The following is a 15,769-nucleotide window of genomic DNA, read 5'->3' as shown; positions in this document are numbered from 1 at the left end:
CAATCGGGCTGTTACCAGTAGATTTTTGGGAGGCCCCAAGCAGCCTGCTGCGTGATTGATTAGAACCGTAGAAGATATTTTTTGCTTTGAGGACATGCTTAAGAACTCCACCATTATTTTGCTGAATTAGCCAGAGGTGGTGGCTATTAGATTTGTTTTGTTACCCGATCAACAGATGGAAAACCTCTCAAGCGATCATCACGTTGTTTAGTATGGGTATAGCCAAGCTAAACAGTTTGGCCGGACACTTTGCGCCACCATCATCGGGCACGGCATTGTCATGGGAACTTTGTTTTAACGGCCTCATGGTAGAATTTTCCTTTGGCCAAGAGCCCATTTCGCTACTCCAAAATATCTCGGGAAGTTATCCAAATCACCGTGATGATGTATGTTCGTTCTCCGCCCTCGTTTCGGAATGTGGAAGATCTTCTTCATAAGCGCGGTATCGACGTCTGCCACGAGAGCATCCGCCCCTGTTCGTCGCTAAAACACGATTTTCTCGCCTAATAATTCCCTGTTATATTTTTAGGGAATTTGACACGAAAGTGTACAATTTTCAGGGGCTAAATGCGTCGCTAGGAGCACCTGACGAGTCAAAATCGTGCGATTTCCCTGTAAATTCCCGGTATATCAGGGAATTTGGCGCGAGACTGGTTCGCCAAAGACTGCGCCCACCACCAGTCGTTCGGCTGGCGAACAGGTCGTTCCAACATCTCTCGATATAAACCCGTAGTTTCCGTCGGTTAGCGAGATGTGAGACTGATCCAAGATCGCGAGAGACGCCAAATTCAGCCAGTTTCTGCGATATCTCGCGCCCCGTCTCTCCGGCCGTTTTCCGAGCCCGCTTGGTGGTCAGGCATGATGCTTAGTGGAAGGCGAGACGATGGCGTTGCTGCGCCCAGCAGAGCGGCAAATCGGTCATCCGGTGGAGCTCTCTCGCGGTGAGTTCAACCGGTTGATGGCCCTTGAGAATATCCTCAATAATACTCGGTGCCAGATAGCCGAGCGGAACCAGTTTCTTCGCGTCGCTGTGGTGGATACTCTGAGCTTCAGCGAACTCACCGATTGAGGTAATTTCATTGGTCTCCAGCTGGTCGCGTAAGAGAACAGCTCTCGCCACCAGAAGAACAAGAGCATCATCTACATTCGACGCTGGCACGGCCTTCGCACCCAATACCATCTTCATCTCCTGCCCGCGTCTTCGGATATTGATCGGTGCCGTTATCGAATAGTCGCTGGCACCGTCATGGGTAATTGATGGGATGGCAGGAAAGTACTCCGCTAAACCCGCAGCGCTCAAGTAGATCGTGATCTGGCCTTGCTCCAGCGCAATGCGTTGGATCAGCTTTGGGATTATGGACTGAAGTCTAGCCCGATCTTTGAACATCAACTGAACCGCTAACTCCTTTGCATTTGCCAGTATGGCTTGGAGCGACATTGCTTCTGCTCCTTCCAGATGTAGCAACTCTATAAACTTGCGATCATCTGTCAGGTGTTCTCTGATTGTAGACAGCACGACAGGCTCAATCGTCTTAGCCGGAATGCGCCAGCCGCTGCCCTGATCGCCGGTCTTCAGATCACGACTGACATAGTATCGATAACGCTTTCCGTGCGCTTTGGTATAATGTGGAACCAAGGGGTGCCCCTCAACATCTTCTAGAAGCCCTGCGAGGATCAGCGAAGAGTTCGCATTGGTTTTATGCGTTCGGTTGCTTGCGTTGTCTTCCAATAGTGCCTGAGCCCTATCCCAGACCTCTTGGCTTATGATGGGGTCGTGAAGTCCGTCATGAACTGTGCCCTTGTGAACGATTTTGCCAGTGTAGACAGGGTTGGTCAGGATCCTATGGAGATGACCGCGAGAGAATGGCTTACCTCCAGTCGCCTTTCCTGTTTTCGTCGTTCGTTGCTTTGATAGGACGCCCATCGCGTCGAGCGCGAGTTTGACCAGCCTCACATTCTGATGTTCGGCATAAAGTCGAAAGATCATCCTGACGGTCTCCGCTTCTCCAAGCCCTTCGTCTTGTCGCTGCCCCTCTTCCTCAATCACCAGCTTCCGACCTTCGCTGCGGTAGCCTAGCGGTACGAGACCACCCATCCACATGCCTTTGGCCTTAGACGCTGCGATCTTATCCCGAATACGCTCGGCGGTGACCTCGCGTTCAAATTGGGCGAATGAGAGCAGCACGTTGAGGGTCAGTCGCCCCATCGACGTCGTTGTGTTAAACGCTTGGGTGACCGAGACGAATGAGACGCCGTACTTGTCAAAAGCCTCCACTAGTCTTGAGAAGTCCGATAGCGAGCGCGTTTGACGGTCGACTTTGTAGACAACCACGACGTCGATCAGGCCCGCTTCGATATCTGCGATCAATGCCTGCAGTCCCGGACGGTCCATATGCCCTCCCGAGATACCGCCATCATCATAGGGTCTATCTCGCAGCTGCCAGCCCAGGCCCGCTTGAGACAGGATGTAAGCGCGACAAGATTCTGACTGAGCGTCCAGCGAGTTGAAGTCCTGATCGAGACCCTCCTCGTGGGACTTCCGGGTATAGACTGCGCAGCGGAGTGTGGTTGGAATAGCTGAGGACAAACCCCTCCCCTCCTATCCACTTACTCCAAAGAAGCGCGGTCCTGACCAGTGCGCGCCTGTAATGGCTTTCGCCACTGCTGAGAGCGATGTGTAGGTTACGCCGTTCAGGACAAAGCCCTGATCGGTGGAATGCACCGTATAAGTTTTACCGTTCCACTCTCGAACAATTTGAGAGCCAAGCTGGAGGGTTGGGAGCACTGGCTTTTCATGGGTCAATGACCCCCGTCCTTTGCAGGCCCCCGTGCCCTCATCACTTAGTAAATTTTCGACCAATGACGCCGACGCCGCTTGAGCGATTTTGATCAGCTTTCGTTTGGTCTTCGATTTTAGATGACCCTGCGCCTTAGCCTGCTCTGCATAGCTGACGCCTCGTAACAGTGTTCCGCGACGCGCGCCTTTGAACGGCGGGCTGTCGTAAGCCTTATGCCAGAGGGATATAAGATCCTCGCGCTCTAAGCTTTGGAATTGATCCAACCGCTCAATTAGTTGATTGTCCAAGGCGCTCATGATGTTACTTCAGCGTCAACTGTCTCTGGCAGCGGAGCTGTCTTCTCCGCATCAATACGGTAGATGGACGGCTTACCGTCGCGGGCTTGTCGCTCAATCGCGTATCCGCGTTTCCGCAGACCCGTCATTGTGGCGCTGGTTGTGTGGGGCTGCCAGCCGAGGGTCTCACTCGCTTTAGCGAGCGTCGCTCCGCTCTTGCGCGACAGCATGCTCACAAGCTTGGCTTGTTTGGTGCCATCCCGTGGTGGATTAAGAGCTGTGCTCACGGATGAAGCCGATTTCAGCGCGATAGAATTAGTAGTTTTAGTCGTCATGTCTGTCTCCAGTTTCGTGCGCACTCAATGTGCGCCGCTACTGAGAGAAGTCCCGATTTTCGGGCCATAACTGAACTACCGCTTCCTTAGACGATGAAGTCCAGTCGAAAATAGCAACCAAGTTAGAAAACGGAAGTTTATCCCCATAGCGGACCTTGGCCGAGTGAATGAAGGCCAGCAGTTTCAGGCAGAAAACTGCTTCCGTTGAATATGACGATGGAAAATTATCGTCACATAAAACTCCTTTGATTCCAGAAATCAAAACAAGCCTTCTGCACCAAACTCGGCCTCGTCAACGTAGCTATAGATACGATCCTGTAGCAATGTTCGAGAAAGACCGTCTTCATGCGCAAAACATCCTTTTACACATTTTCAACTCTCGCCCTAGGCCTCTCGCTTGGGATGTCTGCGACCGCTTTTGCGGATGCCACACCTGATTGCAATGTTGGCGACGAAGCGACCGCGCTCGAATGCGGCGTGAACGCCGATGCAAACGGTCCTGACGCTTTAGCTGTCGGCACGGACAGCACGGCAACGGGCCCATCGACAACGGCTGTCGGCGGTGAAGCTAGCGCAATTGGTGTTGCTGCAACAGCCTTTGGCTGGCGCTCAAACGCGGTCGGCGAACGCGCGCACGCCTTTGGACATCTCGCCAACGCCGTTGGCGACCGCACATTAGCCGTCGGCGAAGGGGCAAGCGCGAATAGTGAACAGGCCATTGCGATTGGCAATGTTGCGAGTGCGACAGGCGTTGATGCTGTCGCAATTGGCACAGAAAGCGTTGCCAACGGGAATTCCACGACAGCTGTTGGTGGCGAGGCTATGGCCGTCGGAACCGCTGCAACAGCCTTTGGATGGCAAGCATCGGCAGCGGCCGAACGCGCACACGCTATCGGTCATTTAGCCAATGCGTCGGGAGTTCGCTCTCTTGCTGTCGGCGAAGCGGCGTCAGCAGGCGGGCTTGAGTCAGTGGCGATGGGTAATCAATCTTCCGCCATCGGCAATGACGCTATCGCAATCGGCACAATGGCTATGGCGAACGGTAATTCGACCACAGTAGTTGGCGGTGAGTCCATGGCGATGGGACCAGGTGCAACAGCCATTGGTTGGCAAGCAATGGCAACCGCTGAACGGGCGCAAGCTTTTGGCCACTTGGCTAACGCCTCCGGCATAAGATCTCTTGCTGTGGGTGAAGCGGCAGTCGCCAGTGCTGACACGGCGACAGCCTTAGGTAATCAGGCCAATGCAGGCTTTGTCAATTCAACAGCCATCGGGAACGGCGCGACAACAACCCGAGCCAATCAGGTCGCCATTGGGACGTCGGGCAATACTTACACCTTTGCAGGTCTATCATCGGCCCTGAGCACAAGCGCACAAACAGGCGATATTGGGCTAGTGACGACAGACCGTGACGGCAATGTCGCCGCAGACTTCACCTTGCAGAATGGCCAAGCAGCCAATTCGCAGGCGATCTCTAACAATACAGGTGCCATCAACTCGAATATGATGGCAATCGCGGCGAATGGCGGTGCCATCCAACGCAATACGGATGGATTGGCTTCCGCCAGCGCTGCGATTGCGCTGAACTCGGCCAGTATCGGATCGAACTCTGCGAAAATTTCGCAGAACATTGACGACATCCTTGACGTCCGGGCCGGTGTAGCTGCGGCCCTTGCGCTTGATCCCGCCTATGTTGCGCTGGGTCACACCTTCGCTGTCTCTGGTGGCTTTGGTTACTATGATGACGAAAGCGCGTTCGCCGGTTCCGTCGCTTACCGCCTGAACGATACGTTCCAGTTGAACGGCTCGGTCACAACGGGGGCTGACAATGGCAGCACGGGCGCGCGCGCTGGCTTTAATGCCAGCTGGTAGAATGCCAGTCTGTCTGCCGGTTAAATACGGGTAGACTTATTGTCAGCATTAAGGCGGCTTTGATCTTATGTGGGGATCAGAGCCGTCTTTTTTTGTTCTGGAGACTAATTATGAAATCAAATCTATTGATCAAAGGGGCTGTTGCGAGTCTGGCGTTGTGCCTTACCTTCTTTGGGATGCCGAGCCAGTCCATGGCTCAAGCGCAGCAGGCCCAGACTCAACAGACGCAGCGCCCCGCTCTGCCGGATGAGAATACACAGGCACGGCTGGTCTGGTCGACCCTAATCGCCCTCGATAATGCTAACCGCACTGGTAATTACGAAGTCCTCCACAGTCTCGGCACGGACGGTTTTCAGAGACAGAACAGTCCGGGCCGATTGTCACAATCTTTTGCACAGCTGCGACAGAACCGCGTTGATGTAGGTCGATCCATTTTGTCCAGCCCAACTTATTATCAGCCGCCGACTCTTCTTCCCGACGGATCTTTACGTTTGCGTGGTGGGTTTGACTTTCGCCCCAAGTCGATCCGGTTTGATCTGATTTATGTGAGCTCTGGCGGGGGGTGGCAGATCAATGCGCTCTCTATTGTAGAGATGGATTTCGACGCTCCGCGTTAGATGCGCGTTCTCCACATCTTATAAAAGTTCCACGCATAAAAAAGCCCGCCCCGATCTCTCGGTGCGGGCTTTCCCATGACGTTTAAAGGTCTAGGTCAGGGATTAGGAATATCGACTGGATCCGTTGTTTTATCGATGGCGATAATATCGCCATCGACGGGATCACTCGGTTCCGCCTGAACGCCGGCCCGGAAGGCCGTTGCGAAGCCAGCGCCAAACGAGTCGATTGTATCGCCCGTTGCTGGCGGTGGTGGTGGAGGCGGTGGTGGCGGCGGTGGCGGAATGATAACGACGCCTGTGGGCGGCGGAACAAAGTCATTGCTACCACCACTACACGCGACGAGCACGGGTAGGGCGAGGATCAGGGTTAAGTGTGTCGTTTTCATATTACGACCCTCCTTATTCCGCACCCGGCAGCGGTGTGTTCAGGTAGGGAAATACGTTCTGAACATCCATTGCCGAGATTGGAGCGCCATCCGTAAACGGTTGATCGCCAACGGGAGCGTCTTCTGGTGCGCAATAGCCGAGATTGGTGGGAACACCGTTCACGGGAATATCATGGCACAAAGCGCCCATTGCGACCCGCAAGACGATATCAACGACATCATCCCCGGGGCGGCGTCCGTTCGGGAAACCGGCCAAATCATTCCCAGCTACGCCGAGATTTGATTGTGTCGCCCGAGGTGTCGGTGCGATAGCCGTATTCAGACGCATCATTTCCGACCCTGTGACAGTCGCTTGTTGATTGACGCCTTCAACACCGGTCAAGAACGCCGCAACCAGATCGGTGCGTGGTAGGTTGGACGGCGCAATATTACTTGTCGCGCCCAACGCGTCCCGGAATAGGATATCGATCAGAGCCGGGAATGTCGGGTTCGTGACATAATCCGCCAGTGCCGCATCAATGGAGGGTTCTGCTGCATTGAACAAATCTTTGTCCGGCAGTCCGATAACGACTTCATTGACGAGGGGGGCGGAGAGGCGTGACACTTGAACATAAGAGCCGCCGTGCAATTCGGTTTGCTCATAAGTTGGCAGCGGATCGCGAAGGCTGCCTTGTGGCAGAGACGCTGTTGTCCAAGCGCCGATGACGCCATTGCCATTACCAGTGACGCAGGCAATCGGGGCTTCAATCGCGATGGAGGTGATATTGGCTTTGCCAACCAAATCATCATTTTCGCGCGATTGGGTAATTGACCCTTCGAGCGGCACTAAGTTCACAAGGTCAAAAACTTGACCTAGGTTAACGGCAAAAGCTTCTGCGCGTTGGCCGACAAAAACTTTGGCGGGCAACGCACAATTTGGCAAAGTAACGTCATAGACATATTGGTCGGCATAGGCCTCATAGTCGGGCAAAGTCTTCGTGCCGACATAATCGAGCGGTTTTACATAGCTGGACCCTGTAACAGTCCGTGTGCCGGTCCGGCGATCACCTTGAACAACAGTCATGCTGTAGTTTTCAGTCTCACCGAGCGCGCTACTGTCGCCTGCCGTAACGCCGCCTGCATAACGCAGTGGAATCGCCAAAGTTTTGTCACCAATGTCGAGCGTGACGCCTGTGCCATTGACGAGGTTATTGTCGAAATCGAACTGAAAGGTCAGATCTTCAACGGCGTCGCCATCACTATCGATATGAATTTCATAGAGAGCGTCCGGGTCCATCGTGAAATAGTTCGGACCGCCATAAGGCGCTTGTAGCGGCTGATAATTCGCGATGAACGTGACATATCCGGCGCGACCTGGCTCGTAGCTGCGGAACATATAAAAATCTGTTCCGTCAACTTTGGGCGTTTCTGTAATACTGGGGGCTTCGCGGTGACTGGACGCCATAGCATTTACTGAAAATAGGGCGGCTGCGCTAAGCGAGGTCGCTGCTAAAAGCGCCGTTATGCGCTTGGACGTCCTGCGGTATCGCGGAGATCGGGAAAGGGGTTGCATCGAATATTTTCCTTTAGTCTACTGCGTATATTGGGCCGGGGCAGGACTGAGCAGTGACAATTCTGTCTCGGATTTGTGCAGCAGTTACGTCTCAGGCGGAACAAACGGTGCGGCCAGCCGTAAATGAGTAGTCAACCTAATCAGAGCGGTTATCTTATTCTGGGTTTTAGTTTTGGCTAACGATACCAACGTCAAACTCGACGCGGCGTCTTCGACTACGATCGATTGGGATAATGACCGGAAAAACAGTTCGAGATGAGACGTACGTTGCGCTGAACGCGCAGCTGTCGAAACGTCTCTCCGACTGCGCGAACGGCGACCGCACCGCGTTTACTGAAATTTACCAGCTCACATCCGGCAAGTTCACGGCGATCTTAATGAAGATGATGCGCGACGAAGCCGCGTGCGCCGACATTATGCAAAAAGCTTATTTGTCGATTTGGAAAAATGCTAATCGATATGATCCTGCTAAAGGCAAAGCGTTCACGTGGATGTTGGTGATCATGCGCAACCGAGCTTTAGACGCCCTTCGCGCGCGGACGCGTTACCGTGAAACGGAAACATTGTCCGGGTCAATTATCGACACCCTTGAGGATGATAGCCTGTCGCCAATAGAAGGCACCCAAGCCTGGATGATCCGCCGTTTGTTAGCGCCTTATCTCTCACAACTTGACCCGGACGTCGCTCGCGCGGTTCAGCTCTCGACAATGGAAGGAATGAGCGCGCGAGAGATTGGGGAAACCCTCGATGTTCCCACAAACACAGCAAAAAGCTGGGTCCGGCGCGGTCTTATGCGAATTCGAAAAGATTTAGAGCAATCTGACGACGCGATGTCGCTCTATGATTTGCTTTAACACCGCGCCTAAAGCGCTTGTACTAATTCAGAGCTGAAACACGGCCGGTGTAAAGTACGGGGCCTTCCGGGCCGGCGGACCGAGACCCCCCCTTCACTTCCAAACTAACAGCCAAAAGATCGGTCTGCACTGTCAAAGCTTCAGGAATAGAGATTGCCACAGACCCTTGCGTTGTGCGGTCTAAAACGCCGAGCGACACCGGGGCTGCGGCCCCATCACGAATGAGCCAAAGTTGCAGATCGCCATCATCGGGGACGTCGACATTTGAAAGCCGGGCGACCACTTCACCCGTAAGCGGGTTATAGACAATGGCGACCAATGGCGTGGCGGTCTCCCCTGATAACAGCGCGAGGTAGCGTTGATCATCTTGGGATTCAGGGGTTTTTGCAATTTGAATGGGATCTGCTGTCGGGATCCAATGTGATCCGAGCGACAGAACGGCAATCGCCGACGCGGCAACCGCGAGACCGCGCCACATCTGGATCGAACTTCGATCATTAGCAGGTTTGGGGAGAGAGGGTTGCGACGGCACAGGCGCGACATAAGGCGTCGGCGCAGCTGTTTCTAGCGTCGCAATGTCTGACATGATCGATGCCAGTAAGCCTTCCGGCGGCAACATCTCTTCAGTCTCGAGATTAAGGGGCGCTAACCAGGCTTCTAACCGTTCGACCTGATCCTGAAATTCAGAATCGGTGCCGATCCGCGTTTGAAATTGAACGGTTTCAGCGTCACTCGCCTGTCCAGTCAGATAGGCGATGATGAGCGCTTCACTATTATTGGGAGGCGTACTCATGATTGGCTTTCATTCGTAACTAAGGCGCCCAATCGGGCGTGGACAGCGTCCTTCGTCAAGGGAGCATAGCACTGTTTGCCCTGATCGCTGTGCAAATTGGAACAAATTTGGCTCAGCAGATCAAGTTCTGTGTCAGAAATATAAGACATCTTAATCAGGGTCTTCGGTTTCGAGGGCCCTATACGTGTAATTGTACGGCCCGTCAGCTTACGATCCAGCGCGAAACGCCGCGCGAGGAGAACGAGTGTATTCATGGTGGGTATGACCGTTTGATCATGCCGCAAGGTCCAAATATATTTGTAAAGGTCTGAGAGGACATGGGCGGACGTGTTCTCATCAAGTAAAACACGGTGGATAATCGCGTAAAGTTTCGGTGATGTTAGCGCATAAAATTCAGGCATAGCGGATGCGCCTAACTCGCTTATACGGCTAAAAGACCGCGCAATATCGTCGTCCTTTACGGAGATGAACTAGCCTCTTCATTTGTTATTGATCGCTAATTTTCGTCTCACATCAAGGATATGACTGTCAGCGAACACACGTGGATCAGATACGTTGGGGGCTTCTATAAGGGTGCATTGGGACTCTTCCCAGTCAAATATCGGCGGCAGTTTTATCAGCGCGGCCCTAATTGCACCGTTGTGAGGGCGTGAGGCGTAACTAGACGTGTTCGAAACCAAATCAGAAGAGACAGCATGACTCCCATTCGCGCCGTAACAACCGTTTGTTTAGCCATCGCTACACTGTCGTCCGCCCTAGTCGCCTCGGCCCATGATTTTTGGCTTGCTCCGGCACAGTCTCAAATGGACGTTCCCAGTGTTGTCCCTGTCTCCGTCATGATCGGTCACCCGCGTGACCGCATGCGTTGGCCCGTCAATGCGGACCGCATTATCGCCTTTCGCAGCCTCGGTGTAGACGGCGTCAGTGACCAGCAAAGTGCGGTTGCAGCTTATGCTCAGGGTAAGACACTGCCCGTTCATTTACAGACGACCGGTTTACATATTTTGACAATAGAGACCACACGCGCTTTATCTGACTTACCGGCCCAACAATTCGAAGATTATCTAACCGAAGAAGGCCTCACCCTGATCCAATTAGATCGCGTGCGTCGTAACGTAACGGACCAATCCGGAACCGAGCTTTACTCGCGGCGTGGCAAGACGCTGTTGCAAGTCGGTCCAGTAACGCCTGCCGATCGGGATCGTTTGCGGCGTCCGGCTGGTCTCACATTGGAAATTATCGCAATGGATCATCCGCTTGAATGGGTCGACGGTGATGACCTACAAGTTAAGGTCTTGTTCCGCGGAGCCCCCTTAGGTGGCGTGACCGTTGGGTTGGTCAACACGACAGACGGAACAGCGACAGCGGCCCATATGAAAACAATGTCGGACGGGACAGTCTCATTTGCCTACCCCGGCCCCGGTTCTTGGATGTTGCATGCGGTTTGGGGCGACAGAACGGACATCTCCGACCGGGCCGACTATAGTACAATTTTCTCAAGTTTGAGCTTCGTGGTTCTATGAAGATAAGGGTGAGTATTATCAGTTTAAACCTGATCAATCAGTTTGTTCATGGGAGGCACACGCCTCACGCTAATGAACTTATATTTGGCTCGAAGGCTAAGCGATAATTATTTCAAGATGCATAACAACAACTGGACCTAATGTCCGCTTTGCCCCCAAAGGCGAAGTCAAAATCACCACCCTGGGGACCCCCTCACTTAACATCGAAAACAGGTATTCCGCATCCAGTTAAGAACTCCGCTGTCTCATCATAAAACGTCGGCGGACGCGTTGGATCTGCGGCGTTCCCTTTCGGTATATAGATCACAAGGCCTTGGCGGGCCCGCGTAAGAATAACTCGGTAGGCATTTGTCAAATACGTCTTGCGTGCCTCTTGTTTGACATTTTGCCACTTGGTCCCCTTAAAAGCGAAACTTTCCCAGGCGCCAGAGACATACCGAAGGTCCGCGTCCCAACATACACCGGCCCAGTCCACCTCTAGACCCTGTACATCGAACTCGGTGGCAACTTCTTCGAGGTAATATGCTGAGCGAACATCTTCGGGCCCATTGAGAAACCAATTTACCGCATCAATACTGACTCGTACATTCAAGCCCTCAGGTCTTAACCGATGGGCGCCAGAGGATGCCATGAACCCAAAGCGTTCATTGCCCCGCGCATGAGCTCTTAGCCACTCACGGGCAGCGCCCAGGTCCCGCGTCAAAGCAATGGGATAACGCGCTTTAATGGTCTCAAAAAGACGCGACGCCTCAACGGGGTCATTATCAAGCACTGCCGCGACAAAACCAGATAGGGCCTCTGCTCTAAAGGACCGCATAGAGACACCCAGATGCAGATCCGGTTGCCACCGAATTCTGGTGTCAGCTTTCAGAGCCAACGCAGTCTCTGCTAGGCCATAATGCGGATCTAAGAGACGGTCTGAGAGATGCACGTTCCATTCGGTGAATCGTCCCTCTAATGCCCTCATCCATTCTGATAGCCCCGCCTCACCCGTATTAATTTCTTGGCCACCACCAACGAGGCAGATCACGACTGACCAATCCTCATGGCGGTCCATCACCTCAATCAAAAACTCAGGTTCGGACTTATTGAAGTCTGTCTGCCCGCGTTTGGTCTGCATGAACTTAGAGGCTTGATGTTTATCCCATGCCCTCTGCGCTTCATCAAAGATCACAATATGTTCAGGCGGCGCCTTAGGGTCCTTGAGGGCCTCATCCCGAAAATGATGGATGTTCTGAACAAAGCTTGAGACCTCACGCTTAGCGCTCGTTTTCGTGCACCCTGTCCGTTCCTTTTGGTCACGTGCGAGTGCTTCCCTTAGGACATCCACAAGAGGCCCATTGCCTGAGAGAAATACGGCTTTCTCACCATCCGGTCGATTGGCAGTCTCGGTTGCCATGTTCAGCCCCGCTAAAGTCTTCCCTGACCCCGGCACGCCGGTCACAAAACAGATCGTTTTTTCACCCTTCAGATGCGCGGCAGAAATAATATCTCGAAGACACTGCGTCGTCGCATTCAAGTTCTTCGCGCCTGCATCCGATCGCGCAATTTCCTCAACAGAATGGTTCTGATACAATGCTTGGGCCGCTTCAACGATAGTCGGTGTGGGTAGATATCCTGATACAGCCCAGCTTTCGGCATCCAGAGTTCGTGTTAGCGAAAGCGCTCGAACCTGATCAAGCGAGCTTTCGAGTAAGCCTTTCAAACCTGTTGAGGCGCACAAAATTGGCTCTGCTACTTTGTCATCAGCCCACTCCAATTGATACACTCCGCCGGTTTCAGCCTGTGTCGCAATCAAAATTGGAACGATTGGTATGTCATGGGAGCCCCTATGGAAGTTTTTCAAATCCAGAGCGTAATCATGCACCTGGCGTAAAGAGGCACTATCAAATGTCTTTGAGCCCACCTTAAACTCTACAACAAAGACGGTGCCTTCCAACAAAACAACAACATCGGCTCTCTTGCCCATCCTCGGAATCGAAAACTCAAAGAAAAGCGTCCCAGCTTCAAGATTAGAGAGTTCTTTTTTAAGTAAATGGATTTGCGCAAGCCAGGCATCTCTTTGTGTGCCTTCTAAGCTAAACTTGTTCTGGCGCGCCAATTCTCCCAAGATTTGCTCTGGGCTCTCCGCTTTGAATTCGGAAATCGAGGCTTGGTAGTAGGCAACGTTCAACATGCTAATTGTAGAATGGACTTCTCTTCTCAAGGCAAGGCACAAAGAGCTCCATTCGGACGTTTTAAGTTTCATTGTCTAAAGCGCGATGGTCCATGTAATGAAATTCAATGATCGCTTAGCCCCCTCTCAACTGCCCCCTCCGCTTCGCACCTCGACCATCGCATAATCTGAACTATGAGCTCCGCGGGTTAGTTTAGCAAAGCCGTCTAATACTTGGATCTGAAACACGCCTTTTGCGGACATAACTCAAAGCTTGGGACGTACTATCAACCTGATCATCATGTCGTCCGTTAGGGAATCGGCATAACTCACCAAGGTAATCGTCTTTCCAAGCCGCGTGTTTCGGTAGGAACACTCCACCGGCTTCCATAATGGCCGTTTCCCCGACCATCCGAGAGATCTTGTCTAGTTCTGGGTTCTGGGCCCTAGGATAGATCTGATCTTTCCTGAGCTGTTGGATCAGAGACGTGCCTGACCCTTTATCCTCGATGATAAGTTCATCGGCATTCCATTTCCAATACATAGACTTCACTGCCCGCAAACGGTCTGGGAACTCGAAGCGTCTTCGCAGGACACTCAAAAGGTAAAGACGGCCATCGCGCTTGAGCCAAGTGGTACAAACTGAGTAGTCGTTGAGCTCCCCGCTCTTGGACGCTGTATCCCAGCTTTGAACGACCAGGTCGCCTGACGTCTTGGTCGGCGCAACGTCATACTCCCCAAACCACGCTTTCTTTATCAGCCCTCCGCCTGCAGGCGCGGGCTGCTGTTGGTACTGTGCCGCGAAAGCGTAACTCCCCATATCTCTCTTCAATTGAGCTAAAATCTCAAGCGACTCGCGCTCAGGATGGAGGGCACTTCCTTCAGTCCGTATCCGACCGAGTTTGGGACCCAACTGGATCGTCTGACCCTCCTCGGCAATGGCCGGCAGGTTCATATGGGTCCATCCGCCTTGCTCGAGCAGATAGCCCGCCAAATCCCCCTCATGCACGCGCTGCTGGACCACAATGATGACGCCCTCGTCCTTATCGTTGAGGCGGGAGGTCAGCGTACTACGATACCATTCAATGACGGATTGGCGTTTTACATCTGAGAGGCTCTCATCCGGCTTGTGGGCGTCATCAATGATGATGAAGTCCCCGCCCCGGCCCGTGAGCGTCCCGCCAATGGATGTTGCCAGGCGAACACCCTTCCTCGTCGTCATGAACTCAGCCTCAGCGCTCTTCTTGGGATCGAGCCGAGTTAACGGAAAAGCTCGCCGGTAGAACTTAGACTGCATGACGGCGCGCGTGTCGCGCGCATGTTTCTGACTCAGGTCCTGAGCATAGCTGACACCGATAATTTCCGCTTTAGGCCTGTGCCCTAGGATGAAGGCCGGGAATGCCACCGAGACAGCGATGGATTTCAGGTTGCGAGGTGGGAGGGTGATGATGAGGCGGTTGATCTCGCCCCTCAGGCAGCGCTCTAACTGATAAGCGATCGCGTCGACATGCCAATTATGACGATAGCGATCCCCTGGTGAAACAATCTGAAAACTCTTCTGGATGAAAGACGACAGGTCCGTGCGCATGAGCGTTGTCAACATGCGATCATCGACGGCGCTCATGACAGCGGCTTCGGTGAATGAACACTGTCAGAGCCATCGGCTTCAATCCTATCGTCGAGCACATCCTCTCCAGCCTCAAGCTCACCTAGGACATCTAAGCGGACCTCTGGCTCAAGCGATTGCCGAACTTCCGCGCGGAGACGCGCTTCATATGCGTCAAAAATATCGCGGTCCTCCTTGGATAGACGCTTCGCCTCATCCTTATCCGCCTGCTCCAGAGCAAAGCGTTCTGCATAATCGAGCAGCTTCTCTAGGGCGCGTGTGTCGCCCCCCAGCGCCTTAGCCCGTAACTTTGCCAGGCTGGCCTGAACCGTCGTCACGCGGCGCGTTTTACCGTTCTCAGACAGGGACAAGGTCGCATCCAGCATTTCGGTGAGGTAGGTCGCGAAGTTGCGCGCTCCCTTCGGGCGCCCCTTCGGATTGCCGGACCGACCCTTCTTGAACTGTCCGGCTTGTGGTGGACGCATATAGCCAACCGCATAGTCGGCGTCGCCAAGCTCAGATTGAGGTTTATCGTTGGTGTCGCTCATCGCCCTGCCTCCAAAGGAAGCTCTCGCGCACGGCGGGCTCTGACCTCACTGACGCGTTCCGACGTCGCTGACAGGATGGGTTTGAACCCGGTCCGAGCTTCGTAGCGCCGCAGAATGACGTCGACATAATAGGGGTCGATCTCGATGCCGCGTACGATGCGGTCACAAGCATCAGCCGCAAGCAAGGTCGTTCCTGATCCCAAGAACCCATCAATAACGATGTCACCAATATGTGTGACGTCGAGAATGGCATCCCGCACCATAGGTAGCGGCTTCACCGTCGGGTGATCTGCGAGATCCGCGTCACGGTTAGAGCCGAAGCTATTGACGCCAGCATAGGTCCAGACGTTGGTGTCCGTCGTCATATAAAACGGCACAGATTTCGGCCTGGGCCAAGAGAGACTTTGCTCACCTTTATTGATTGATATTAGGCGACGGCTTTGCGGTATTGCAAC

General features: G+C 53.4%; 15 protein-coding genes and 1 pseudogene. 5 read left to right on the top strand and 11 right to left on the bottom strand.

All coding sequences use genetic code 11. The features are described from left to right. Positions 1-321: 321 nt before the first annotated feature. Positions 322-471, top strand: a pseudogene (locus tag IE105_RS15770) (IS6 family transposase); the annotation flags it as partial. A gap of 394 nt (positions 472-865) precedes the next feature. On the opposite strand, the gene IE105_RS14225 reads toward IE105_RS15770, so the two are convergent. From IE105_RS14225 to IE105_RS14215, 3 genes are read right to left on the bottom strand one after another with little or no spacing between them, the layout of a single operon-like run. Continuing rightward, a complete protein-coding gene (locus tag IE105_RS14225; RefSeq protein WP_189499558.1) occupies positions 866-2,587 on the bottom strand; it encodes a recombinase family protein in 1,722 nt (573 codons plus the stop codon). Positions 2,588-2,599: 12 nt separating this feature from the next. Next, positions 2,600-3,094 carry a DUF2924 domain-containing protein gene (locus IE105_RS14220; RefSeq protein ID WP_189499557.1) on the bottom strand — a complete coding sequence of 165 codons (495 nt, stop codon included), beginning with the start codon at positions 3,092-3,094 and terminating at the stop codon, positions 2,600-2,602. Beyond that, on the bottom strand, positions 3,091-3,408 hold the full coding sequence (locus IE105_RS14215) for a DUF3489 domain-containing protein (protein ID WP_189499556.1): 318 nt from the start codon (positions 3,406-3,408) through the stop codon (positions 3,091-3,093). Before IE105_RS14215 ends, IE105_RS14220 begins: the two co-directional genes overlap by 4 nt. A 345-nt stretch (positions 3,409-3,753) precedes the next feature. On the opposite strand from IE105_RS14215, the gene IE105_RS14210 reads away from it, so the two are divergent. Further along, the gene (locus IE105_RS14210; protein WP_233354183.1) at positions 3,754-5,280 is read left to right on the top strand and encodes a YadA-like family protein; all 1,527 of its coding nucleotides are present in this window, start codon (positions 3,754-3,756) and stop codon (positions 5,278-5,280) included. A 110-nt stretch (positions 5,281-5,390) separates the two neighbouring features. Beyond that, complete coding sequence (locus IE105_RS14205; RefSeq protein WP_189499555.1) at positions 5,391-5,897, top strand: hypothetical protein; 507 nt, start codon at positions 5,391-5,393, stop codon at positions 5,895-5,897. 95 nt (positions 5,898-5,992) lie between these two features. Here IE105_RS14205 and IE105_RS14200 read toward each other — a convergent pair whose 3' ends face one another. Further along, complete coding sequence (locus tag IE105_RS14200) at positions 5,993-6,283, bottom strand: hypothetical protein (RefSeq protein WP_189499554.1); 291 nt, start codon at positions 6,281-6,283, stop codon at positions 5,993-5,995. A 13-nt stretch (positions 6,284-6,296) separates the two neighbouring features. Beyond that, positions 6,297-7,835, bottom strand: coding sequence for a DUF4331 domain-containing protein (locus IE105_RS14195; RefSeq protein ID WP_189499553.1), 1,539 nt, complete (start codon positions 7,833-7,835; stop codon positions 6,297-6,299). Between the two features lie 233 nt (positions 7,836-8,068). Between IE105_RS14195 and IE105_RS14190 the strand changes: the two genes are divergently transcribed. Beyond that, positions 8,069-8,689 carry an RNA polymerase sigma factor gene (locus IE105_RS14190; protein ID WP_189499552.1) on the top strand — a complete coding sequence of 207 codons (621 nt, stop codon included), beginning with the start codon at positions 8,069-8,071 and terminating at the stop codon, positions 8,687-8,689. 22 nt (positions 8,690-8,711) lie between these two features. On the opposite strand, the gene IE105_RS14185 is transcribed toward IE105_RS14190, so the two are convergent. Both IE105_RS14185 and IE105_RS14180 read right to left on the bottom strand, forming a co-directional pair. Then, complete coding sequence (locus IE105_RS14185) at positions 8,712-9,482, bottom strand: anti-sigma factor (RefSeq protein ID WP_189499551.1); 771 nt, start codon at positions 9,480-9,482, stop codon at positions 8,712-8,714. Beyond that, complete coding sequence (locus tag IE105_RS14180; RefSeq protein ID WP_189499550.1) at positions 9,479-9,883, bottom strand: hypothetical protein; 405 nt, start codon at positions 9,881-9,883, stop codon at positions 9,479-9,481. The genes IE105_RS14185 and IE105_RS14180 overlap by 4 nt, the downstream gene beginning before the upstream one ends. Before the next feature lie 294 nt (positions 9,884-10,177). Here IE105_RS14180 and IE105_RS14175 point away from each other — a divergent pair, with 294 nt between their 5' ends. Continuing rightward, positions 10,178-11,005 carry a DUF4198 domain-containing protein gene (locus IE105_RS14175; protein ID WP_189499549.1) on the top strand — a complete coding sequence of 276 codons (828 nt, stop codon included), beginning with the start codon at positions 10,178-10,180 and terminating at the stop codon, positions 11,003-11,005. A 193-nt stretch (positions 11,006-11,198) separates the two neighbouring features. Here the strand turns inward: IE105_RS14175 and IE105_RS14170 are convergent, their stop codons facing one another. From IE105_RS14170 to IE105_RS14155, 4 genes are all read right to left on the bottom strand, one after another. Continuing rightward, positions 11,199-13,181 (bottom strand): DUF2075 domain-containing protein, encoded by a 1,983-nt coding sequence (locus tag IE105_RS14170; protein WP_189499548.1) that lies wholly within the window; start codon positions 13,179-13,181, stop codon positions 11,199-11,201. Positions 13,182-13,374: 193 nt separating this feature from the next. Beyond that, complete coding sequence (gene terL / locus IE105_RS14165) at positions 13,375-14,784, bottom strand: phage terminase large subunit (RefSeq protein ID WP_189499547.1); 1,410 nt, start codon at positions 14,782-14,784, stop codon at positions 13,375-13,377. Further along, positions 14,781-15,314, bottom strand: coding sequence for a DUF5681 domain-containing protein (locus tag IE105_RS14160; protein WP_189499546.1), 534 nt, complete (start codon positions 15,312-15,314; stop codon positions 14,781-14,783). Before IE105_RS14160 ends, terL begins: the two co-directional genes overlap by 4 nt. Beyond that, positions 15,311-15,769: DNA methyltransferase (locus IE105_RS14155; protein WP_189499545.1), on the bottom strand; the 459-nt coding region annotated here is incomplete at its 5' end. The genes IE105_RS14160 and IE105_RS14155, both read right to left, overlap by 4 nt.

Origin of the sequence: Algimonas arctica, from assembly GCF_014652695.1 — a bacterium.
Taxonomy (GTDB): Bacteria; Pseudomonadota; Alphaproteobacteria; order Caulobacterales; family Maricaulaceae; genus Litorimonas; species Litorimonas arctica.
Note: the sequence above shows the minus strand (reverse complement) of the source record. Positions and strands in the feature narration are given on the sequence as shown.